Annotated in this window: 21 protein-coding genes; 7 read left to right on the top strand and 14 right to left on the bottom strand. The window is 65.2% G+C overall.

Features of this window, described 5'->3' with window-relative positions; translation table 11 throughout:
• The first annotated feature begins 144 nt into the window (after window positions 1-144).
• Both BUA41_RS10980 and BUA41_RS10975 read left to right on the top strand, forming a co-directional pair.
• Window positions 145-936, top strand: a complete 792-nt coding sequence (locus BUA41_RS10980; RefSeq protein WP_245791903.1) for a PRC-barrel domain-containing protein — start codon at window positions 145-147, stop codon at window positions 934-936.
• A 51-nt stretch (window positions 937-987) separates the two neighbouring features.
• Window positions 988-1,749, top strand: coding sequence for a PRC-barrel domain-containing protein (locus tag BUA41_RS10975; protein WP_245791902.1), 762 nt, complete (start codon window positions 988-990; stop codon window positions 1,747-1,749).
• A gap of 40 nt (window positions 1,750-1,789) precedes the next feature.
• Here BUA41_RS10975 and pyk read toward each other — a convergent pair whose 3' ends face one another.
• The 8 genes from pyk to puuE all read right to left on the bottom strand — a co-directional run bounded on the left by pyk (window position 1,790) and on the right by puuE (window position 10,977).
• Complete coding sequence (pyk, locus tag BUA41_RS10970) at window positions 1,790-3,244, bottom strand: pyruvate kinase (RefSeq protein WP_072822745.1); 1,455 nt, start codon at window positions 3,242-3,244, stop codon at window positions 1,790-1,792.
• A complete protein-coding gene (locus tag BUA41_RS10965) occupies window positions 3,241-4,542 on the bottom strand; it encodes a glycerate kinase type-2 family protein (protein ID WP_072822743.1) in 1,302 nt (433 codons plus the stop codon). The genes pyk and BUA41_RS10965 overlap by 4 nt, the downstream gene beginning before the upstream one ends.
• 119 nt (window positions 4,543-4,661) lie before the next feature.
• Entirely contained in the window at window positions 4,662-5,549 is an 888-nt protein-coding gene (locus BUA41_RS10960) for a 2-hydroxy-3-oxopropionate reductase (protein WP_072822741.1), read from the bottom strand.
• Window positions 5,550-5,574: 25 nt separating this feature from the next.
• Entirely contained in the window at window positions 5,575-6,351 is a 777-nt protein-coding gene (gene hyi / locus BUA41_RS10955; protein ID WP_072822739.1) for a hydroxypyruvate isomerase, read from the bottom strand.
• A 79-nt stretch (window positions 6,352-6,430) separates the two neighbouring features.
• On the bottom strand, window positions 6,431-8,218 hold the full coding sequence (gene gcl, locus BUA41_RS10950) for a glyoxylate carboligase (RefSeq protein WP_072822737.1): 1,788 nt from the start codon (window positions 8,216-8,218) through the stop codon (window positions 6,431-6,433).
• Between the two features lie 219 nt (window positions 8,219-8,437).
• Window positions 8,438-9,289: a bifunctional allantoicase/(S)-ureidoglycine aminohydrolase gene (locus BUA41_RS10945; protein WP_072822735.1), complete on the bottom strand. Its 852-nt coding sequence runs from the start codon at window positions 9,287-9,289 to the stop codon at window positions 8,438-8,440.
• Window positions 9,290-9,537: 248 nt separating this feature from the next.
• Complete coding sequence (locus BUA41_RS10940) at window positions 9,538-10,029, bottom strand: ureidoglycolate lyase (RefSeq protein WP_072822733.1); 492 nt, start codon at window positions 10,027-10,029, stop codon at window positions 9,538-9,540.
• 12 nt (window positions 10,030-10,041) lie between these two features.
• Window positions 10,042-10,977, bottom strand: coding sequence for an allantoinase PuuE (puuE, locus tag BUA41_RS10935; RefSeq protein ID WP_072822731.1), 936 nt, complete (start codon window positions 10,975-10,977; stop codon window positions 10,042-10,044).
• 184 nt (window positions 10,978-11,161) lie between these two features.
• Here puuE and BUA41_RS10930 point away from each other — a divergent pair, with 184 nt between their 5' ends.
• On the top strand, window positions 11,162-11,893 hold the full coding sequence (locus tag BUA41_RS10930) for an aspartate/glutamate racemase family protein (RefSeq protein WP_072822728.1): 732 nt from the start codon (window positions 11,162-11,164) through the stop codon (window positions 11,891-11,893).
• 108 nt (window positions 11,894-12,001) lie between these two features.
• A complete protein-coding gene (locus BUA41_RS10925; protein WP_072822726.1) occupies window positions 12,002-13,369 on the top strand; it encodes an NCS1 family transporter in 1,368 nt (455 codons plus the stop codon).
• A 79-nt stretch (window positions 13,370-13,448) separates the two neighbouring features.
• Here BUA41_RS10925 and BUA41_RS10920 read toward each other — a convergent pair whose 3' ends face one another.
• The 3 genes from BUA41_RS10920 to uraH all read right to left on the bottom strand — a co-directional run bounded on the left by BUA41_RS10920 (window position 13,449) and on the right by uraH (window position 15,935).
• On the bottom strand, window positions 13,449-14,198 hold the full coding sequence (locus BUA41_RS10920; protein WP_084671447.1) for a GntR family transcriptional regulator: 750 nt from the start codon (window positions 14,196-14,198) through the stop codon (window positions 13,449-13,451).
• 97 nt (window positions 14,199-14,295) lie between these two features.
• The gene (locus tag BUA41_RS10915) at window positions 14,296-15,522 is read right to left on the bottom strand and encodes a urate hydroxylase PuuD (protein WP_072822724.1); all 1,227 of its coding nucleotides are present in this window, start codon (window positions 15,520-15,522) and stop codon (window positions 14,296-14,298) included.
• A gap of 59 nt (window positions 15,523-15,581) precedes the next feature.
• The gene (uraH, locus tag BUA41_RS10910; protein WP_072822722.1) at window positions 15,582-15,935 is read right to left on the bottom strand and encodes a hydroxyisourate hydrolase; all 354 of its coding nucleotides are present in this window, start codon (window positions 15,933-15,935) and stop codon (window positions 15,582-15,584) included.
• 151 nt (window positions 15,936-16,086) lie between these two features.
• Between uraH and uraD the strand changes: the two genes are divergently transcribed.
• Window positions 16,087-16,614 carry a 2-oxo-4-hydroxy-4-carboxy-5-ureidoimidazoline decarboxylase gene (gene uraD, locus BUA41_RS10905; RefSeq protein WP_072822720.1) on the top strand — a complete coding sequence of 176 codons (528 nt, stop codon included), beginning with the start codon at window positions 16,087-16,089 and terminating at the stop codon, window positions 16,612-16,614.
• A gap of 109 nt (window positions 16,615-16,723) precedes the next feature.
• On the top strand, window positions 16,724-17,581 hold the full coding sequence (locus BUA41_RS10900) for an IclR family transcriptional regulator (protein ID WP_072822718.1): 858 nt from the start codon (window positions 16,724-16,726) through the stop codon (window positions 17,579-17,581).
• Between the two features lie 20 nt (window positions 17,582-17,601).
• Here BUA41_RS10900 and BUA41_RS10895 read toward each other — a convergent pair whose 3' ends face one another.
• From BUA41_RS10895 to BUA41_RS10885, 3 genes are all read right to left on the bottom strand, one after another.
• Window positions 17,602-18,048 (bottom strand): hypothetical protein, encoded by a 447-nt coding sequence (locus BUA41_RS10895; RefSeq protein WP_139249109.1) that lies wholly within the window; start codon window positions 18,046-18,048, stop codon window positions 17,602-17,604.
• A 74-nt stretch (window positions 18,049-18,122) separates the two neighbouring features.
• Window positions 18,123-19,424, bottom strand: a complete 1,302-nt coding sequence (locus BUA41_RS10890; RefSeq protein ID WP_072822714.1) for a dihydroorotase — start codon at window positions 19,422-19,424, stop codon at window positions 18,123-18,125.
• A gap of 91 nt (window positions 19,425-19,515) precedes the next feature.
• Complete coding sequence (locus BUA41_RS10885; protein WP_072822712.1) at window positions 19,516-20,370, bottom strand: SDR family oxidoreductase; 855 nt, start codon at window positions 20,368-20,370, stop codon at window positions 19,516-19,518.
• A gap of 347 nt (window positions 20,371-20,717) precedes the next feature.
• Between BUA41_RS10885 and BUA41_RS18970 the strand changes: the two genes are divergently transcribed.
• Window positions 20,718-21,145: PAAR domain-containing protein (locus BUA41_RS18970; protein ID WP_175546906.1), on the top strand; the 428-nt coding region annotated here is incomplete at its 3' end.

Below are 21,145 nucleotides of genomic sequence, written 5' to 3'. Positions count from 1 at the left end.
CTCCCGGATCTGCGTGTTTTTGTTGCGGCAAGCTAGACAACAGTTTGGTTAGTCGGTCTTGCCTTCGCCAGCAAGCACGGAGGTTGAAGCGCGTCATTGCTCTGTCTAGGCTGAAACAGGCGCCTGATGAAAAGGAGTTTTACCATGCGTTCAGTGAATTATCCTCTCGCCGTGCTGGCCCTTGCCCTGGCGCCGCCGGCCTTCGCCCAGGACGGCACCAGCCCATCCAGCCAAGCCTCGGCATCCGAGAGCGCCCGACTCGACATGACGACTCGTTCCGTGGAGGACCTGGATTACCACGCGATCTACCAGCAGGGCGGCATCCGCGGTCGCGACCTGCTGGGCATCGAAGTGTTCGGTGTCGGCGACGGAGAAGAGATCGGCAACGTCAGGGACGCCCTCATCAGCGGCGAGAACGGGCGGATCGCTGCCCTGATCGCCGAGGTCGGGGGACTTTGGGACCTGGGCGATACCCACGTGGCAGTGCCCTGGGAGGACGTCGAGCTCACCCCGGAAGGCGTTCAGGTGCCGGTCAACGAGGAGAACGCCGATGCGTATGACCTTTTCGAAGGCCAGTTTCCCGTCACCGGGCAGGAGCGCGACCAGGCCGAGGAACCGGGTGGCGACACTTCAGGGAAGGAGCCACGGGCCTGGAAACTCTCGGCGCTGATCAATGACTACGCGCGTCTGCAGGATGGCTCAGGCTATGGCTACGTCAAGGACGTGCTCTTCTCCGAGAGTGGAAAGATCCAGGCCGTGGTCGTCAGTGCCGGAGGAGAGGCCCCGGCACGGGGGCCTTTTGCCTATCCGTTCTACGGTTATGAACAGGGCTGGTCGCCCGACGCCAGCAGCTACGAGGTTCCTCACCTCCTGGAGGACGTGAAGAAGGTACCGCAGTTCAAGTACGAGGATTATCCCGGGCTCTGGGACGAATGACCCGAACGCTTGAAAGCCAGGGTAAAACGACACTGTGAATGGAGTCTTCTCATGCAACGGAATCGCATCTTCGCCCTGTTGTTGAGCGCCCTTGCGGCCACTTCTCTGGCCCAGGCCCAGGATGGCGGCTCGTCCGGCGACGGCCAGGATCAGGGCAGGAAGATCACTCCTGTCAGCGACTGGAGCTACGACAGGATCTACGAAGCCGGCGGCTTCAGGGCCGACCGCCTCATGGAGGCGGTAGTGAAGGGCGCCGAGGATGGCGAGATCGGCAGCGTCGAGAACGCGCTGATCAGTGCCGACAACCGTATCCTAGCTCTGGTGGCCCGGGTCGGCGGCAGCTGGAACATGGGCGACAAGTATGTCGCGATCCCCTGGGAGGAAGTCACGCTGGCCGAAGATGGCCTGAAGACGCCGCTTCGAGAGGACAACGTCGAGGACTATGGGCTGTTCGACGAGGCCTATGTCACCAGGAGCGACCTGCAGGACCTGGCAGAGATCGAGGACGACGTGGCCACCGGCCCGCGGGTATGGAAGCTCTCCGAGCTGCTCAGCGACTACGCCGTCAAGGAAGATGGCAGCGGCTTCGGTCATGTGTCCAACGTGCTGTTCTCTCAACGAGGCGAGATGCAGGCGGTGATCGTCGAGCCTTCCGCGGACGAACAGACCAAGGGGCCGTACGCCTACCCCTTTCACGGCTACGATGACGAGTGGGCCCCGCGCCAGGGCGCTTTCGAGCTGCCCGCGTCGCCTGGCAACGGCGAGGGCATGCAGGCCTTCGATTACAGCCGTTACGCCAGCCCCTTCGATTGATCGCCCTGGGCGGAAGCGTGCTTCCGCCCTTCGGCCCGGCTCAGGCCTGCAGGATCTTCATGGTGTTGGTGCCGCCGTGAGCGTTCATGTGATCGCCCCGAGTCATGATCACCTCGTCGCCCTCGCTGACCAGGCCGTGCCTCTCGAGCAATTCCAGCGCCCGGGTGTCGAGTTCCTCGGCGGTCATCTCGCTGGTGTCGAAGGGCAGCGAGACCACGCCACGGTACAGGGCCATGCGCCGCTGGGCGACGGGATTGTGGGCCAGGCCGACGATGGGCAGTCCGGAGCGGATGCGCGAGGCGATCAGCGGGGTATAGCCGCTGGACGTCATGCAGGCGATGGCGGCGACCCCGGTCAGGTGGTTGGCGGCGTACATGGCCGAGAGGGCCACGGTCTCGTCGATGCGCGAGAAGCCTTCGTGAATGCGGTGCTTGGACTCCTGGGCGGCACGTTCGCGCTCGGCGCCCAGGCAGAGCCGGTTCATGGCCTCGATGGTTTCCACCGGATAGTCGCCGGCCGCGGTCTCGGCGGAGAGCATCACCGCGTCGGTGCCGTCGAGCACCGCGTTGGCGACGTCGAATACCTCGGCCCGGGTCGGCAATGGCGAATGGATCATCGACTCCATCATCTGGGTGGCGGTGATCACCGCCCGATTGAGGGTACGGGCGCGCTGGATGATGCGCTTCTGCACGCCGATCAGCTGGGCGTCACCGATCTCCACGCCGAGGTCGCCGCGGGCCACCATCACCGCCTCGCTGGCACGGATGATGTCGTCCAGGGTCTGCTCGTCGCCGACCGCTTCGGCACGCTCGATCTTGGCCACCAGGCTGATCTCCTTGCCCGCCTCGCCGAGCAGTTCCCGAGCCAGTTGCATGTCGGCGGCATTGCGCGGAAAGGAAACGGCCAGGTAGTCGACGCCGATATCGATGGCGGTCCTGAGATCCTCGCGATCCTTGTCGGTGAGGGCCGCGGCGGAGAGTCCCCCGCCCTGCTTGTTGATGCCCTTGTTGTTGGAGAGCTTGCCACCAACCCGTACCGTGGTATGCACCCGTGGCGCCTCGACCTTGTCGACCACCAGCTCCAGACGCCCATCGTCGAGCAGCAGCACGTCGCCGGCCGCGACGTCTTCCGCCAGGGTCTTGTAATCGCATCCCACCCGTTCGGCGTTGCCGGCATCGCGCTCGAGAGAGACGTCGAGAATGAACGACTGGCCTTCCTTGAGTTCCACCGGACCGTCGGCAAAGCGTGCGATACGGATCTTCGGCCCCTGCAGGTCGCCCAGCACGGCGACGGCGCGGCCGTATCGCTCGGCCGCCTCGCGTACCGCCACGAGGCGCCTGCGATGGTCCTCGGGGCTGCCATGGGAGAAGTTGAGCCGCACCACGTCGACACCGGTCTTGATCAGGGCATCGAGCACGCCGTCGCGGTCGCTGGCGGGCCCCAGGGTGGCGACGATCTTGGTGCGGCGGATGGGAGCATGGGGCATTGGATTCATGAAGTCCTCGGTAGCACCAGAATGGCGCGAAAATCATTGACATTGGTACGCGTCGGGCCGGTCACGATCAGCTCGTCGAGAACATCGAAGAAGCCGTAGGCATCGTTGCGGGCCAGGTAGTCCGCCGCGACCAGCCGCGCCTCCTGGGCGCGTTCCCAGGTGTCCGGGCCGATCAGCGCACCGGCGTTGTCCTCCGAGCCATCGATGCCGTCGGTATCGATGGCCAGCGCGTAAACCCCGTCGGCCCCCTGGAGGGTCTCGAACGCGCCCAGCAGATACTCGACGTTGCGACCGCCCCGGCCGTCACCGCGTACGGTAACACTGGTCTCCCCGCCGGACAGAATCAAGAGCGGACGCCGGCAGTCGCGTCGAGCAGTCAAGGCCAGTTCCGCGTGATCACGCCCCAGCTCCCGGGCCTCGCCCTCCAAGTCGTCGCCCAGCAGGCGTACCTCCAGGCCGGCATCTTCGGCTTCCCTGCGTGCGGCCTCGAGGGCATCCACGGCCCGGGCAAGCACCGTCGCCTCGTCGCCGGCGAACTCGGCATCGTCCCGGTGCGGCGCGGAATCGTCGCTCTGCAGGTGACGACGCACCGCCTCGGGCGTCTCGATCCCGCGCGACTCGAGAATGGCCAGGGCATCGGCAGGGGTGGAGTCGTCCGGCAGGGTCGGCCCCGAGGCGATCAGGCTGGGCTCGTCGCCGGGTACGTCGGAGATCAGGTAGGTGACGACCCGAGCCGGGTGCGCGGCGGCGGCCAGGCGACCGCCCTTGATGGCCGACAGGTGCCGGCGCACGGTGTTGATCTCGCGAATCGGCGCACCGCAGCGCAAGAGCTCCTTCGAGAGCGCCTGCTTCTGCGCCAGGGTCAGGCCAGGTGCCGGCAGGGTCATGAGTGCCGAACCACCGCCCGAGATCAGCGAGATCACCAGATCGTCCTCGCCAAGTGCGCTGACCGCCTCGAGCATGCGCCTGGCCGCCTGCTCGCCGAGCTCATCGGGCATGGGATGCGAGGCTTCCAGTACCTCGATGCGCTGGCAGGCCTCGCCATGGCCGTAGCGGGTCACCACCACCCCGGAGAGGTCGGCCTCGGGCGCCTTCATCCGCCAGGCATCCTCCAGCGCCTTGGCCATGGCCGCGGCGGCCTTGCCGGCTCCCACCACCACGGTGCGCCCCATGGGCGGTTCGGGCAAGCGATCCGGCAGCAGGTTGGCCGGATGCACGGCGGCAATCGCCGAGTAGGCGAGGCGCGTCAGCCAGTCGCGGGCCACCTCACGGTCGGCAAAGGAAACGTTGGCGCTCATTCGGCTCTCCTCACAAGACACGCCCTCAGGGCATGGGGATAACGAACAGCCTACAAAAAACCGGCGAGCCCGCGATAGCGGCCGCCGGGGTTTGAAGCTCTTTGGATCGTTCAGGCCGCTTACTGGCCGACCTCATGATCGGCCAGCTTCTCCAGCGCCCGCAGCATGCCGGCATGATCCCAGTCGGCACCACCGTTGGCGGCACAGGCCTGGAACAGTTGCTGGGCGTTGGCGGTACCCGGCAGGGCAAGGTTCAGGGTGCGCGCGCCTTCCAGCGCCAGGTTCAGGTCCTTCTGGTGCAGACGCACCTTGAAGCCCGGATCGAAGGTGCGCTCGATCATGCGCTCGCCATGCACGTCGAGGATCTTCGACTGGGCAAGACCGCCGAGCAGCGATTCGCGCACCTTGGCCACGTCCGCGCCGGCCCTGGAGGCGAACAGCAGACCCTCGGCCACGGCTTCGATGGTCAGGGCGACGACGATCTGGTTGGCCACCTTGCAGGTCTGACCGTCGCCGTGGCCACCGATGTGGGTGATGGTCTTGCCCATCACCTCGAGAATCGGCCGGGCGCGCTCGAAGCCCTTGTCGGTGGCGCCGACCATGATGGTGAGTGCCGCATTGATGGCGCCGCCCTCGCCGCCCGAGACCGGGGCATCGACGTATTCACCGCCGGCATCGGTGATCCGCCTGGCGAACTCCTGAGTCGGCAGCGGCGCGATGGAGCTCATGTCGATGACCAGGGTGCCGGGCTGCAATCCTTCGATGACGCCATTCTCGCCGAACAGCACCTGTTCCACGTCCGGGGTATCCGGCACCATGGTGATGATCACCTCGGCCTGCTCGGCCACCGCCCTGGGATCGGCCAACTCCTGCATGCCCTTGTCGGCGAGCTCGCTGGCCAGCGGCTTGCCGCGCTTGACGGTCACCAGCGCATGGCCGGCATCGAGCAGATGGCCCGCCATGGGCCGACCCATGATCCCCAGGCCGATGAATCCGATCTTGCTCATACTTTGTCTCCTTCCGAGTCGTTTTTCAGCGCAGGTTATCCAACCATCCCAGCCCTTCCCGCGTTCCCGCCAGGGGCTTGTATTCGCACCCGACCCAGCCGGCATAGCCCAGGCGATCGAGGTGAGCGAACAGGAAGGGGTAATTGATCTCGCCGGTGCCCGGCTCGTGACGGCCCGGATTGTCGGCAATCTGGATGTGGGCGATGCGCGCCAGATGCTGCTCGATGGTCGGGGCGAGATCCCCTTCCATGATCTGCATGTGATAGATGTCGTACTGCAGCTTGAGATTGTTCGACCCCGCCTCATCGAATAGCGCCAGCGCCTGGGCGCTGTAGTTGAGGAAGAAGCCGGGGATATCCCGGGTGTTGATCGGCTCGGCGATCAGCAGGATGCCGTTTTCGCCCAGCTTCTCCGCGGCGAAACGCAGATTGTCGACCAGGGTTCCGTGCGCCTCGGCATCGCTGACGCTTTCGGGCTTGATGCCGGCCAGGCAGTTGACCTGCTTACAGCCCAGCACCGTGGCGTACTCGATGGCCGTGTCGACGCCGCGGCGAAACTCCTCGACGCGATCCGGATGGCAGGCGATGCCGCGCTCTCCGGCGCCCCAGTCCCCTGCCGGCAGGTTGAACAGCACCTGGGTCAGGCCGTTGGCGTCCAGTCGCGCCTTGATATCGGCGGCGGCGTGATCGTAGGGAGAGAGATATTCGACCCCCTTGAACCCCGCCTTGGCGGCGGCATCGAAGCGGTCGAAAAATGCCTCCTCGGTGAACAGCATGCTGAGATTGGCGGCGAACTTGGGCATCGTGGTCTCCTTGGGTTGTTTGGCTATCGAGTATCCTGCCCTGCCGCCGGCTTGACCAGCGACAGGCCCCTCATCGTTATCAAATCAGGGCACCGATGCAGGTCGGCGCATCGGTGACGTTCTCCGCCAGCTCCTCGAACTCCGTGACACCCGCCAGGTCGGTGCCCATGGCGATGTTGGTGATCCGCTCGAGGATGATCTCGACCACCACCGGCACCCGGTGCTCCTTCATGAGCCGCTGGGCCTCGTCGAAGGCGCCGGCGATCTCTTCGGGCCGAGTGACGCGCAGTGCCTTGCAACCCAGCCCCTCGACGACCGAGACATGATCCACGCCATATTCCGCGAGCTCCGCCTGTTCGTTGGTGTAGTTGATGTTCTTGAACGACAGCTGCACGCAGTAATCCATGTCGAAGCCGCGCTGGGCCTGGCGAATCAGCCCCAGGTAGGAGTTGTTCACCAGCACGTGCAGGTAGGGCAGCTTGAACTGCGCCCCCACCGCCAGCTCCTCGATCATGAACTGGAAGTCGTAGTCGCCGGAAAGGGCCACGATGTTGGCCTGCGGATCGGCCCGACGCACGCCGAGGGCCGCGGGGATGGTCCAGCCCAGCGGCCCGGCCTGGCCGCAGTTGATCCAGTGGCGCGGCTGGTAGGCGTGCAGGAACTGGGCACCGGCGATCTGGGAGAGGCCGATGGTGCTGACGTAGCGGGTGTTCTTGCCGAAGGCCTTGTTCATCTCCTCGTAGACGCGCTGCGGCTTGATCGGCACGTTGTCGAAGTGGGTCTTGCGCATCATGGTGCGCCGGCGCTGCTGGCACGACTCGGCCCACTGCGAGCGATCCCTCAGCCTGCCTGCCGCCTGCCGCTCACGGGCCACCTCGACGAACAACTCAAGCGCCGCCCCGGCGTCGGAGACGATGCCGTAATCCGGGCAGAACACCCGCCCGATCTGGGTCGGCTCGATGTCCACGTGCACGAAGGTGCGCCCCTCGGTGTAGCTGGCCAGCTCCCCGGTATGCCGATTGGCCCAGCGATTGCCGATGCCCAGCACGAAGTCCGCGGCGAGCAGGGTCGCGTTGCCATAGCGATGCGAGGTCTGCAGCCCCACCATGCCGGCCATCAGCTTGTGATCGTCGGGAATCGCGCCCCAGCCCATCAGGGTCGGAATGACCGGCACCCCGGTGATCTCGGCGAACTCGACCAGCACCTCGGCGGCATCGGCGTTGATGATGCCACCCCCGGCCACCAGCAGCGGTCGCTCGGCGGCGTCGAGCATGGCCAGCGCCTTCTCGATCTGGGCACGAGAGGCCGACGGCTTGTAGACCGGCAGCGGCTCGTAGGTGTCCGGGTCGAACTCGATCTCGCTCAATTGCACGTCGATGGGCAGGTCGAGCAGCACCGGGCCCGGGCGGCCCGAGCGCATCAGGTGAAAGGCCTGCTGGAGGGCACGCGGCACCTGGGCCGGCTCCATCACGGTGACCGCCCACTTGGTGACCGGCCCGACGATGGCCTGGATGTCCACCGCCTGGAAATCCTCCTTGTGCATCCGCGACCGGGGCGCCTGACCGGTGATGGCGAGGATCGGAATGGAATCGCCGCTGGCGGAATAGAGTCCGGTCACCATGTCGGTGCCCGCAGGCCCCGAGGTGCCCAGGCACACACCGATGTTGCCGGCCTTGGTCCGGGTATAGCCCTCCGCCATGTGCGAGGCACCCTCGACATGGCGTGCCAGCACGTGATCGATGCCGCCGATCTTGCGCAGGGCGGCATACAAGGGGTTGATGGCGGCGCCGGGCACCCCAAAGGCGACCTCGACCCCTTCCTTCCTGAGCACGTGAACGGCGGCTTCTGCTGCGGTCATCTTGGCCACGGTGATTCCTCCCGGTGACACGATCGTTGTCGTTGCCTTCACGCTAGGCCGGGTCCGAGAGGCCGTCAAGTTTTATGGAAAATATTTCCATAAAATAATTTTTCGTCTCATCCAGGCTTCTTGCGTACAAGACATCCATGCACAGACGTAAACAAGAAGGCCGGCGTGCGCCGCCGGCCTTTATACTTGGAAACTATTTTTACCTTGTGAAAAAGCATGCTAGCGGGTGTTCCCGCGATAGGCCGCCGAAGGGTTGAGCTTCATGTGGCGATTGACGTCCTTGTACAGCAGGTAGCGGAACGGCCCCGGACCGCCCGCGTAACAGGCCTGGGGACAGAAGGCGCGCAGCCACATGTAGTCGCCGGCCTCCACTTCCACCCAATCCTGATTGAGGTGATAGACGGCCTTGCCCTCGAGCACGTAGAGGCCGTGCTCCATCACATGGGTTTCGTCGAAGGGGATGACGCCGCCGGGCTGGAAGGTGACGATGGTCACGTGCATGTCGTGACGCAGATCCTGCGGGTCGACGAAGCGGGTGGTGGCCCAGACGCCATCGGTATCCGGCATCGGCGTCGGCGCGATGTCGTTCTCGTTGGTGACGAAGGCCTCCGGCGTCTCGAGGCCCTCCACGTATTCGTAGGCCTTGCGAATCCAGTGGAAGCGTACCGCCTCGTCTCCATCGTTGCGTACCTGCCATTGGCTTGCCGGCGGGATGAAGGCGTAGCCGCCGGGATGCATGATGTGTTTTTCACCGGCCAGGGTCAGGGTCAACTCGCCTTCGACGACGAACAGCACCGCCTCGGCACCGGCGTCCGGCTCGGGCCTGTCGCTGCCGCCACCGGGGGCGACCTCCATGATGTACTGGGAAAAGGTCTCGGAGAAGCCGGTCATGGGACGGGACAGCACCCAGAGCCGGGTCTTGTCCCAGAACGGCAGGAAGCTGGTGACGATATCGCGCATGACGCCCTTGGGGATCACCGCGTAGGCCTCGGTGAACACCGCGCGATCCGCGGTCATCTGGGTCTGGGGAGGGAGCCCGCCCCGAGGGGCGTAGTAGCTTCGAGTTGTCATCGTATGGCCTCTGTTTGAAAAGGTAACGCCAAGTTCTTCACAACCTGTAAGGCAAGATGGGCTTCTCCGGGGGCAAGCCTTCGCAAGGGCGCTGTAAACCCCTCCTTGGGCGCTACTTTTGCTTTCTGACCGCCATGGATGGCGGAAATGCCGGAATCGCATGGAGCTTTTTCCGACCATGGCAAAAGACCCTTGCTGCGTCTTGCCCCCGGCGCCCGACACCTGGGGATTTGGAAAGATGCTCCACGTCACTCGTCGAGAGTGATGCGCAGCTCAATGGGATACTCGTCGCAATTGCTGCCTTCGCCGCCGCGATCGACTACCAGGAACTCGCCCTCGCGCTCCAGCACCGACTGGATGGCGTGCCAGGTCCCTGCCCGGTAGTTGACGCCCTGGCGACCATCGGTGACGAAGGCGCGCACGTCGTCCGGGTCGATCTCGTCTCCCGGCGGGGCGACCACGACGATGAACCGCTCCTCGTGCAGCGGCATGAACGCCTGGCTGCCCTGGGGATGACGCTCGAGGAACGACAGTTCCAGCGGCACCCGGATGGGCTGGCTGACGAAGATGCTGATCAACGCCCGGGCATTCTCGCCCAGGGTCTCGACCCGGGCCAGGTCGTGATGGCGCTGGGTTCGGCCGGTGTTGATGGGAAACGAGTCCGAGGTGCGCGAATCGATGACCTCACCGAAGGGCATGAACGCCTTGGGCGTCAGCGGTTCTGCCTTGAGTTCCAACATATTATCTCTCCCTTAACTCACCGCCGGATGATGCACCACCCAATGCCGGGCGATATCCACGCGCCGCGTGACCCAGACCCGGTCGTGGGCCTCGATATGGTCGAGGAAGCGCTGCAGCCCGCGAAACCGCCCCGGGCGGCCGATCAGGCGGCAGTGCAAACCGACGGAGAGCATCTTGGGGGTGTCCTCGCCCTCGGCGTAGAGCACGTCGAAGGCGTCGCGCAGGTAAGTGAAGAAGTGCTCGCCGGTATTGAAGCCCTGGGGCGAGGCGAAGCGCATGTCGTTGCTGTCCAGGGTGTAGGGCACCACCAGGTGGGTGTGAGCCTCTCCGCGACTGTCCGTCTCTCGTGTCCAGAACGGCAGGTCGTCGCCGTAGTAGTCGCTGTCGTAGAGGAATGACCCTTCATCGAGCACCAGACGCCGGGTATTGGGGCTGTCCCGGCCGGTGTACCAGCCCAGCGGCTTCTCGCCGTAGAGCCTCTGGAAGATCTCGAGGGCGCGGCGCATGTGCTCGCGCTCGACCGCCTCCGGCACGTTCTGGTAGTGGATCCAGCGGTAGCCATGGCAGGCGATCTCGTGCCCCAGTTCCTTGAACGCCTGGGCCAGTTCGGGATGACGCTCCAGGGCCATGGCCACGCCGAAGACGGTCAACGGCAGGCCACGCCGCTCGAATTCCCGGAGGATGCGCCACACCCCGGCCCGGGAGCCGTATTCGTAGATCGACTCCATGCTCAGGTGCCTGGCCGGGTAGGCCTCGGCGCCGATGATCTCGGAGAGGAACTGCTCGGAATGGGTATCGCCGTGCAAGACGCTGTTCTCGCCCCCCTCCTCGTAATTGAGGACGAACTGCACAGCGACCCGAGCGTTGCCGGGCCAGTTGGCCTGCGGCAATCGACGACCGTAGCCGACCAGGTCGCGGGGGTAGTCGGCGTCTCGTGCTGACGTCATCGCAAGGATCCCTTTCTTATTAAGTGTATACAATACAAAGCTAGCCTGTATCCAGGGCTGCCGCAAGTCGAGCCGCGCGACGTTGCAGCAAAACCTGCTTGCGCTCACTTTTTCCGCGGACTACTTTGTGTACAAATAGACCTGGATTTCGTGAACAAATTTAGCCGATCCCTGAGGAACGCCAATGCACATACGCGTCATCAATCCCAACACCACGGCGAGCATGACTCGCAAGATCGGCGCGGCAGCGGAGCGCATCGCCGCCCCGGGCACGCGAATCAGCGCCACCAACCCCGCCAGCGGCCCGGTCTCCATCGAGAGCCACTTCGATGAAGCCATCAGTGCGGTCGGTGTCATCGACGAAGTGCGCCGTGGGGAACGCGACGGGATCGATGCCTACATCGTTGCCTGCTTCGGCGACCCGGGCCTGCTCGCCGCCCGGGAGCTGACCCGGGCGCCGGTGATCGGTATCGCCGAGGCGGCCTTCCACATGGCCACCCTGGTCAGCACACGCTTCTCCATCGTCACCACCCTGGGGCGTACCGGCATCATCGCCGAGCACCTGCTCGCGAATTACGGCTTTGCTCACCACTGCCGGCGGGTACGCGCCGCGGAGATCCCGGTGCTTGATCTGGAGGACGACGGCGAGGCGGCCATGCTGCGCCTTGTCGACGAGTGCAAGCGTGCCCGGGACGCGGACAACATCGGTGCCATCGTGCTGGGCTGCGGCGGCATGGCGGATCTCACCGCCCAGATCAGCGATGCGGTCGGTCTGCCGGTCATCGAAGGGGTCACCGCCTCGGTCAAGCTGGCAGAGGCGCTGGTCGGCCTGGGACTGGGTACCAGCAAGCATGGCGACCTGGCCTTTCCACGCCCCAAGACCTTCACCGGTCGCTTCGATTACCTGAGCCAGTAACGACCACAACAAAAGACGGCACATCACAATCCGCCAACGGCACGCCGCAGCTCACAAAAGCGTCCATGAGATGGACAACAACAACCGGCAACCTGCGAGGCTACCATCATGACCACCCCCGCTTCCCATCCCGGGACACCCCCCACGGCGACAGAAGCCGCCCTCACCACCAAGGCCCCGGGCGAGGAGTCGCTGGCGCCCCAGAAGACCCGGATCATGGGCCGGCCTTCCTATTTTCTGGCCTGGTTCGGCGGCTGCGTCTCCATCGGCACCTTCGCCATGGGGTCCAGCGTGGTGGGCACGCTGAACCTGATCCAGGCCACCCTGGCCATCGCCATCGGCTGTTTCGTCATCGGCATCGCGCTGGCCGTCAACGGCGCCGCGGGCTACAAGTACGGCATCCCCTTCATGGTCCAGGCGCGCGGTGCCTTCGGCTTCGCCGGCACCCGCATCCCGGGACTGGTGCGCGCCGTCCCCGCCATCGTCTGGTACGGCTTCCAGAGCTGGATCGGCGCCGGCGCCCTGAACATGGTCTCTGCCACCCTGTTCGGCTTCGATAACCTGGTGTTCTACTTCATCACCTTCCAGCTGCTGCAGATCGCCCTATCGGTGACGGGCTTCCAGGGGATCAAGTGGCTGGAGAACATCGGCAGCGCCTTCATCCTCGCCTCGCTGGTCTACATGTTCTACGCCACGGTGCAGCGCTACGGCGGCGAGCTCACGGCGAGCCTACTAACCATGGAAGGCTCCTGGGGAATGCCGTTCTGGGGCGCCACCATGCTCTTTCTGGGCATCTACAGCACCATGATGCTCAACGTCAGCGACTATTCCCGGGAGCACAAGGAGGGTACCGGCCCGGGGCTGCTCACCACCATCTACGCCATGTCGATTCTACCCTGCACCCTGTTCATGGGGCTGATCGGCTTCATGGTCTCCGAGGCCACCGGGACCGCCGACCCCATCCAGGTGTTCGCCAACGCCGTGGACAACACGCCGCTTTTGATGACCACCCTGCTGTTCATCGCCTTCGCCCAGGTGACCACCAACGTGCTCAACAATGTGGTGCCGCCGACCTACGTGCTGATGGACGTGTTCAAGCTGAAGTACCCGATCGCCACCGTGATCGTCGGCCTGCTCGCCTTCGCCACCTTCCCCTGGAAGCTGGTGCAGCCGGAGTCCGCCGCCGGCCTGCAGCTCTTCGTGCAGACCTACTCGGCGTTCCTGGGCCCGATCTTCGCGGTATTGGTGGTGGACTACTACCTGATCCGCCGGCGCACCCTGGATATCGACAAGCTCTACGACGAGCGCGGGCCCTACCGGGGCGTCAACTATGCCGCGATCATCGCCTCGCTGGTGGGTGCCGCAGTGGCGTTGAGCTTCTCCGCCGTCTCCTGGTACGCGAGCCTGATCCCCGCCGGCGTCACCTACTACCTGCTGATGCAGTACTGGGCTCCCTGCCAGCGCTTTCGCGAGTGACGCCGAGCGTCATCGACGTCGGGCAAGCAGGCGCCTGGCACCGGGGTGTGAGGTGCGCAGGTCCCCCGGGCAGAGGGTGTCAGGAAGAGAAGATATGGTGCAGGTCCGGGGCCTCGTTTTCCTCCTCGACGATGGAGAGCGAGGCTTCGATGGCCTTGAGGTGTCGCCCCATGAAGGCCGCGGCGCGTTCGCCCTTGCCTGCCTCCAGGAAATTGATCAATTCATCGTGATCGTGGGATTCGCAGCCCAGGTGGCCGGAGCTGCCGTACACGGCGAGGATCAGCGAGGAGCGCGAACATAGCCGGCCGACGAACTCGGCGAGGGCCGCGTTGCCGGAGAGTTGCGCCAGACGCTGGTGGAATTCGGCGGAGAGCTTGATCGCGGCGCTCTGCTCGCCACTCTTGAGTGCCTGGCGCTCGCGGGCGGCCAGCTCGCGCAGCGCGCGCGCATCGCCGGGGGCCATGCGCCGGGCCACGTCCTGCATGATGCCGCACTCCACCAGCTGGCGCGCCGCAAACACGTCCCAGGCCTCCTCCGCGGTGGGGCGCGTGACACTGGCGCCGCGTCGTGGTGTCAGTGTCACCAGCTGCTCGAGGGCCAGGCGTTGCAGGATCTTGCGGATGCCGGTGCGACTGACCCCGAACACCTCCGCCAGGGCATCCTCGCGCAAGCGTGCACCGGGGCGCAGCCGGTGCTCGATGATGGCATCGCTGATGGTGCGATAGATGGCATCATGGCGTTCGGCACCATCGCCATTCTTGCCCTTCTTGCGCCCGGTGCCGCTGTTTCTGGTGGACGCCTCACCATGCACTACTTCCTGCTGGCTCATGCCTGTTCCTTGCTGGGCGATCGGATACCTGGATCGCCATTGTATACGCTCCATCGCCTCCCGACAGCTTACCGGGCGGGCCGCGCACGAGCGCGCGCTACTCTTGCCAGGCAGCGATCGCGGCGCGCTCCTGATCGGTGATCTTGGTGACGTTGCCAAGCGGCATGTAGCCGCTGGCCACCACCTGTTTGATCACCTGCGCCTGCAGCTTCGTCTGCTCCTCGCTGTCCAGAGCGACGCCGGCGGGGGGCGCGTTGAAGCCGGGATGAGAGGGGTTCTGCGCATGACACTGGACACAGCGGTCGTTCATGATGCCCTGGATCCGGGCCAGGCCCACCCCCTGATCGCCTGGGACATCGACATTCGCGCTGGCCCCGGCACTCGAGTTCGGCTCGCTGGAGGGAGCGGCCACCCACACCGACAGCAGGATCAGCGCCACGCCGGCGGCAGGATAGGCCGGGCGAATGGCGCCCTGGTGCATCAGCACGAAGAACTGGCGAATCAAGGCGCCGGCGAAGATGAACAGCACCATGATCACCCAGGCATACTCATGGGTGTACATGAAGGAGTAGTGGTTGCTCAGCATCAACAGCACCACCGGCAGCGTGAAGTAGGTGTTGTGCACCGAGCGCTGCTTGCCCCGCTTGCCATCCAGGGGGTCCGGCGCCTCCCCGGCCTTCATGGCCTTGACCATGCGCCGCTGGCCGGGAATGATCCAGAAGAACACGTTGGCCGACATGGCGGTGGCCATCACCGCGCCGGTCAGCAGGAAGGCGGCACGCCCGGCGAACAGCTGTACGCTCAGGTAGGACACCGCGACCATCATCACGGCCACGGCAATACTCAGCACGCCATCGTTTTCCATGGTCGGGCTGAGGCGCTTGCACAACTCGTTGTAGGTGACCCAGCCAAGCAGAAGGAACAGCACGGCGGCGATATTGGCCTGCCAGCCGGTCATGCTGGCGGCCCACTCCCAGCTACTGGAAGGATTGACCAGATAGATGCTCGGGCTGGCCAGATACAGCAGTGCAAACAGGGCGAAGCCCGACAGCCAGGTGGTATAGGCCTTCCAGAACGACCAGTGCAGGTCCTCGGGCAGCTTTGCCGGGGCGGTGGCGTATTTCTGGTTGTGGTAGAAGCCGCCGCCATGCACGGCCCACATCTCGCCGAACACGCCCTTCTGCCTGTCGCCGGCGTCCCCGGGGGGGCGCAGGCTGTTGTCCAGCATGACGAAGTAGATGGACTCGCCGATCCAGGCGATGGCGGCAATGACATGCAGCCATCTCAACAGCATGTTCGTGAAGTCCAGGAGATAGGCTTCCATGGAAAGGTCTCATCTTGCGTGATTGTTGTGGCTCGGCCTTCGACGAGGCGGGACTGCCGTCAGCTGCCCCGATAGGTGGAATAGCCATAGGGCGACAGCAGCAGCGGCACATGGTAATGCTCGTCGGCATCGGCGACACCGAAACGCAGCGGAATGCGCTCCAGAAAGCGTGGCTGGGTGCCCGGCACCCGTTGGGCATCGAGATAGTCGCCGACGTGGAACAGCAGTTCATATTCTCCGGCGGTGAAGGCTTCTCCCTCGAGGAGCGGCGCATCGCAACGGCCGTCGTCATTGGTCACCACTTCGCCAAGGGGGTGGCGCGCCTCTCCGTCGATACGAAAGATCTCGATACGAAGGCCGTTGCCCGGGCGGCCGCGGGCAGTGTCCAATACATGCGTCGTCAGGCGTCCCATGTTGTTGTGCTCCTTGAGAGAGGATCGAAACGGGATCAATGGATACAGTTTTAGCGCCAAGCAAAATACATTTCAAAATTTTTTTGTATACATATCTATTTTATCTTGCTGTACAACTATCCCTGAACGCTTCACCCCGGAGGACAATAGCATGACTACCCGCTACCTCTCGCCCCGCCCCAGCAGCCTGGATCGAGACAGCTTCGTCGCCCACTATGGCGACATCTACGAACACTCGCCCTGGGTGGCCGAACTGGCCTGGGAGCGAGGGCTCGGCCCCGGACAGGACAGCCCCGCGGGCCTTGTCGAGCTCATGAGCGGCATTCTCGAAGGTGCCCCCGCCGAGCGCCAGCTGGCGGTGATCCGTGCCCACCCGGATCTCGCCGGCAAGGCGGCCAAGAGCGGCGAGCTCACGACGGACTCCACCCGGGAGCAGGCCGGCGCGGGGCTCGATCAGTGCACCGAGGAGGAGTACGAGCGTTTCCATCGCTATAACGAGGCCTACAAGGCGCGCTTCGGCTTTCCCTTCGTGATGGCGGTCAAGGGCAGCGATCGGCACAGGATCCTGGAGGCCTTCGAGACCCGTCTCGACCATGCCCCGGACGAGGAGCGTCGAACCGCCATCGAACAGATCAACCGGATCGCGCTATTCCGTCTCGAGGATCGCGTGAGCCGCTAGTTTGCAGCGCGCCACCTGGCCATCAATGGAAACCCTTTCCGCGACGGCGGACAGCCGCTGCCGGAGCGTGTATGCTTGGGCGTCAAGAAAAGGCGTGAGGAGAGCGGGCGTGACAGAAAGCAAGCGCAAACCGGTCGGGCGTCCGGCAAGCCCAGGCAGCAAGGGCAGCGGGGGCCACAGCCAGTCGCTGGTGCGTGGGTTGAACATCCTCGAAGGCCTGGCGGCGGCGCCTTCCGGGCTGGGCCTGTCCGATATCGCGCAGATCGTGGGCCTGGCGCCCTCGACGACCCACCGCCTGCTGCAGGCGCTGCACAAGCAGGGCTTCATCACCCAGGATGCCGATCTTGGCCTGTGGAAGATCGGCGTCAAGGCCTTTCAGGTCGGCAATACCTTCCTCGAGGCGCGGGACTACGTGGCCACGGCGCGCCCCTTCCTGCGCCAATTGACCCAGGAAAGCGGCGAAACGGCCAACCTGGGCATCCGTGACGACGGCATGGCCGTATTCCTCGCCCAGAGTGAATCCCCCCAGATGATGCGCATGATCACTCGCCTGGGGTCTCGTGCGCCGCTGCATGCCTCCGGCGTCGGCAAGGCGCTGCTGGCCTGGCTTCCGGAGCGCGAGATCGAGCGCATCCTGCAGGCGCGGGGCCTGAATCGGCTGACCGGAAACACCCTGGATACCCCCTCTCGCCTGCGCGAGAGCCTGGCGGAGATCCGCCGCCGAGGCTATGCCTGCGATCGCGAGGAACATGCCGTCGGGCTCAATTGCGTGGCCGCTTCGGTGCACGATGAACAGGGCACCCCCGTGGCGGCGATTTCGGTCTCCGGGCCGGTGGCACGCATCCCCGAATCTCGGCTCGCTGAACTGGGTGGTCTGGTGAGTCGGGCAGCCCGGGAGATCACCCGGCAGATCGGCGGTCGGCTGCCCGTGGCACACGCAGAAAGGCTGGATCACGCGGAAACTTGAAGGAAGAGGATGGCGAGTCTCTAGCCGGATGAACTGGCGGCCCGGGAAACGAACGCCTCGGCGCTTGGACAGAACCCGCGGCACTCCTCCCGGCCAGCCCCGTGACGCAGGGCCCGCCAGCAACGACCGACGGCCGGGCAGGTATCGCAGGCTTCTCGTGCCGTCTCGAGGCACTCGGCATGCATCGCCAGGTCGTCCTCGGCCAGGCCGAAGCGCTCCAGCATCGCCGGCAAGAGGGTCCTGGACGCCGCGAAGTGCTCGAGCCCGCCTTGGGTGAGGATGTCCTCGACGGCTTTCTCGAAGGTCCCGTTGAGCGGCGTTGTCAGATCACTGATCAAGGCGGCGAGGGCCTCGGGCTCCAGATGCGCCATCTGATGCACGATCCCCGGGCCCTGTACGTGCTCGATGAAGCTCTCCTCTCGCGCCCCCTGCCGTGGCATTCGCGGGGATTGCCGTTGAGTGGTCATGGTGCACCTCCTGTTGATGCACTCGAGTATCAACGACCCCGCTCGACACGCCTTTGATCCGCATCAACTTCGCGTCAATCGCAACCCTCGAAGCCTATCTGTCCCGCCACGAGGGTCATCAGGCAACGTCCTTTCAGCGTCTGGCCCAGCAGGGGTGTATTCAGCCCCGCCGAGCGCAACGTCTCGTCGTTCGGCGTCCACGTACGTTGCGGATCGAAGACCGCCAGCTCGGCCAGGTGGCCGGGCTGCAGGGAACTGGGCGGCAGGCCCAGCACCCTGGCCGGCCCGCTCGTCAGGCAGGCGACCAGCGCCGGCAGGTCGAATGCCCTTTCGTCGACCAGCGCCTGCCCTTGCGCCCAGGCGGTTTCCAGACTGCTCATGCCCGGCTCCGAGGCGGCGAAAGGGGCCATCTTGGCGGCCTGCTCGTGAGGCAGGTGACCGCTGACGATGGCATCGATCACGCCACGTCTTACGCCATCGCGCAGGGCGTTCCGATCGGCGAGCGTCCTCAGCGGCGGCTGCAGGTGGAAGAGCGTGTCGAAGCCCTCCACCGCTGCGTCGCTCCAGTGCAGGTGCGCCAGGGTCACATCGCAGGTCACCGGCAGGCCCTGCTGCTTGGCCTGTTCGATCATCAGGACACTGCGCGCACAGGAGAGGTGCGCCGCATGGGCGCGTACGCCCGTCTGTTCGATCAACAGCAGCCACTGGGCCAGGGCGGCGGTCTCGGCGGTGGCGGGGATGCCGCCCAGCCCCAGACGCGAGGCCACGCTGCCCTCGTGGGCGCAGCCGCCAGCGGCCAGCGCGGCGTCCTCGGGGTGAAAGAGCACCGGCATGTCGTAGGTCGCGGCGTACTCGAGACAGCGTCGCAACACGCGCGTGTCGGCAAGCGGCGCGCGCAGGTTGGTCAACGCCACGCATCCGGCGCCCTTGAGCCCGGCCATGTTGGCCAGCAGCCGTCCTTCCAGCCCCTGGGTCAAGGCTCCCAGGGGGATCAGGCGCACGCCATCGACCTCGGCGGCCCGGTCGCACAGCGTGCGGATGTGGGCGGCGCTGTCGAGCACCGGGCTGGTGTCCGGTCGTGGGGCCACACGCGTGTACCCGCCGGCCAGGGCGGCGGCGGATTCGCTGTCGAGGCTCCCCTTGTAGCGTGGGCCGGGCTCGCGCAGATGGGCACCGATATCCACCAGCCCCGGAGTGATGACACAGCCACTCACGTCCCGGCGAGGCAGATGCCGCGCCTCGGGATGTTCGGAGGCCACGATTCGGCCGTCCAGGATGGCCAGATCCGCCTGCCTGTCCAGGCCGCTGGCAGGATCGATCAGGCGGGCACCGGCAAGAAGAACGGAGGCGGGAACGGCGGAACGGTCGGCACTCATGGCGGCTCTCTATCGACTATCGGCGGAAATCGGCGCGGCTCGAAGCCGCGCCAGTATAGCGGATGCGCGAACGGTGCCGAAGTTTTCTCGATCAGGTGTTCAGCACCACCCCGCCGTTGAGATGCAGCGTCTGGCCGGTCATGTAGGAGGACTCCTCGCAGGCCAGGTAGACATAGGCCGGTCCCATCTCGCTGGGCTGCCCCGGACGATTCATGGGCACCTGCCCGCCGAAGGTCTCGACCTTCTCCTCGGTGAAGCTGGCGGGAATCAGCGGGGTCCATACCGGTCCCGGCGCCACGGCGTTGACGCGGATGCCCTTGTCGACCAGCGAGACCGCCAGCGAGCGCATGAAGCCCTGGATGGCACCCTTAGTGGTGGTGTAGTCGATCAGGGTGTTATTGCCCTTGAAGGCATTGATCGAGGAGGTGGCGATGATGGTGTCGCCCTCGCGCATGTGCGGCACGGCGGCCTTGGCCATGTAGAAGTGGCTGTGGATGTTGGTCTGGAAGGTACGCTGCCACTGCGCGTCGGGAATCTGGGTGACGTCGTCCCAGTCGTACTGCTCGGCGGCGTTGTTGACCAGGATGTTGAGCTTGCCGAACGCCTCGAGCGTCTTGTCGACGATCTCGCGGCAGAAGGCCGGATCGCCGACATCGCCCTCGATCGTCAGGCAGCGCCGGCCTTCCGCCTCGACCAGCGCGCGAGTGTCCTCGGCGTCGCGCTTCTCGTCGAGATAGGCGAGCACGCAGTCGGCCCCTTCCCTGGCGTAATGCAGCGCCACGGCCCGGCCGATGCCGCTGTCGCCGCCGGTGATGATCGCCACCTTGTCCTTGAGCTTGTCGGCGCCACGATAGCCGGCACGAATGAACTCCGGCTCGGGGCGCATGGCGTGCTCGTCGCCGGGTTGCTTCTCCTGTTCCTGGGGAGGTTGTTGCTGTTCAGCCATGTGCGATCACTCCTGTGGTGCACTGAATGAGGGGCGGCACCGGCATCCATCGGCGCCGATTCTTCATTGATGAGACAGTAGGAAGATAGAAGAGCCCCGTACGGCTCGACAAGCGTGCGGGTGGTGGCGACTCAGGTATTTGGGCGGCTGAAGGGCACCGACCACCTTCGAACCAGGAAACGTCCCGCTTGCCGCTTCCCCGGTATGCCCAGTAGGAAAGCTGCTCGAATAGTGTGATTTGTAGTCAATGGCTTACAACAACTGTCGAGGATCGCGCACACTGCTGGATTACCGCTTGTTACATAATGGCGCTGGAAAAATTCGTCGGGCAAGCGAGACAAATTACGATGGATCTAGCGAAAATCGGCGACAAGATCGCGTGCAACTGCAAGGGCGGGCCCCATCGCATCGTGACCGGGGCAAGCACCGTCTTCGTCGACGATGTTCCGGTGGCCCGGGTCGGCGACAAGAGCTCCTGCGGGGCCGCCATCGTCTCGGGTGCCGACTGGTTCGAGGTCGAGGATCGTCCCGCAGCCATCAACGGTAGCCAGACCTCCTGCGGGGGCCGGGTGATCGCCGTCTCGAGTGCCAGCACCGGCTCGCCCATGAGTATCGACATCGGCGGCTTTCGCTTCCAGCAGGCACCGTCGATGGCCGCTACCGAAGCCCGACCGGCGGATCGTGCCATCCCGGGCCCGCCCGGCGTCGCACCAGAAAAACCGCAACAGACCCTGGCCAGGTCAGCAAGGCAAGCCCCGGCCCAAGGCAGCAATGA

It is taken from the genome of Modicisalibacter ilicicola DSM 19980 (assembly GCF_900128925.1).
Lineage (GTDB): Bacteria > Pseudomonadota > Gammaproteobacteria > Pseudomonadales > Halomonadaceae > Modicisalibacter > Modicisalibacter ilicicola.
Note: the sequence above shows the minus strand (reverse complement) of the source record. Positions and strands in the feature narration are given on the sequence as shown.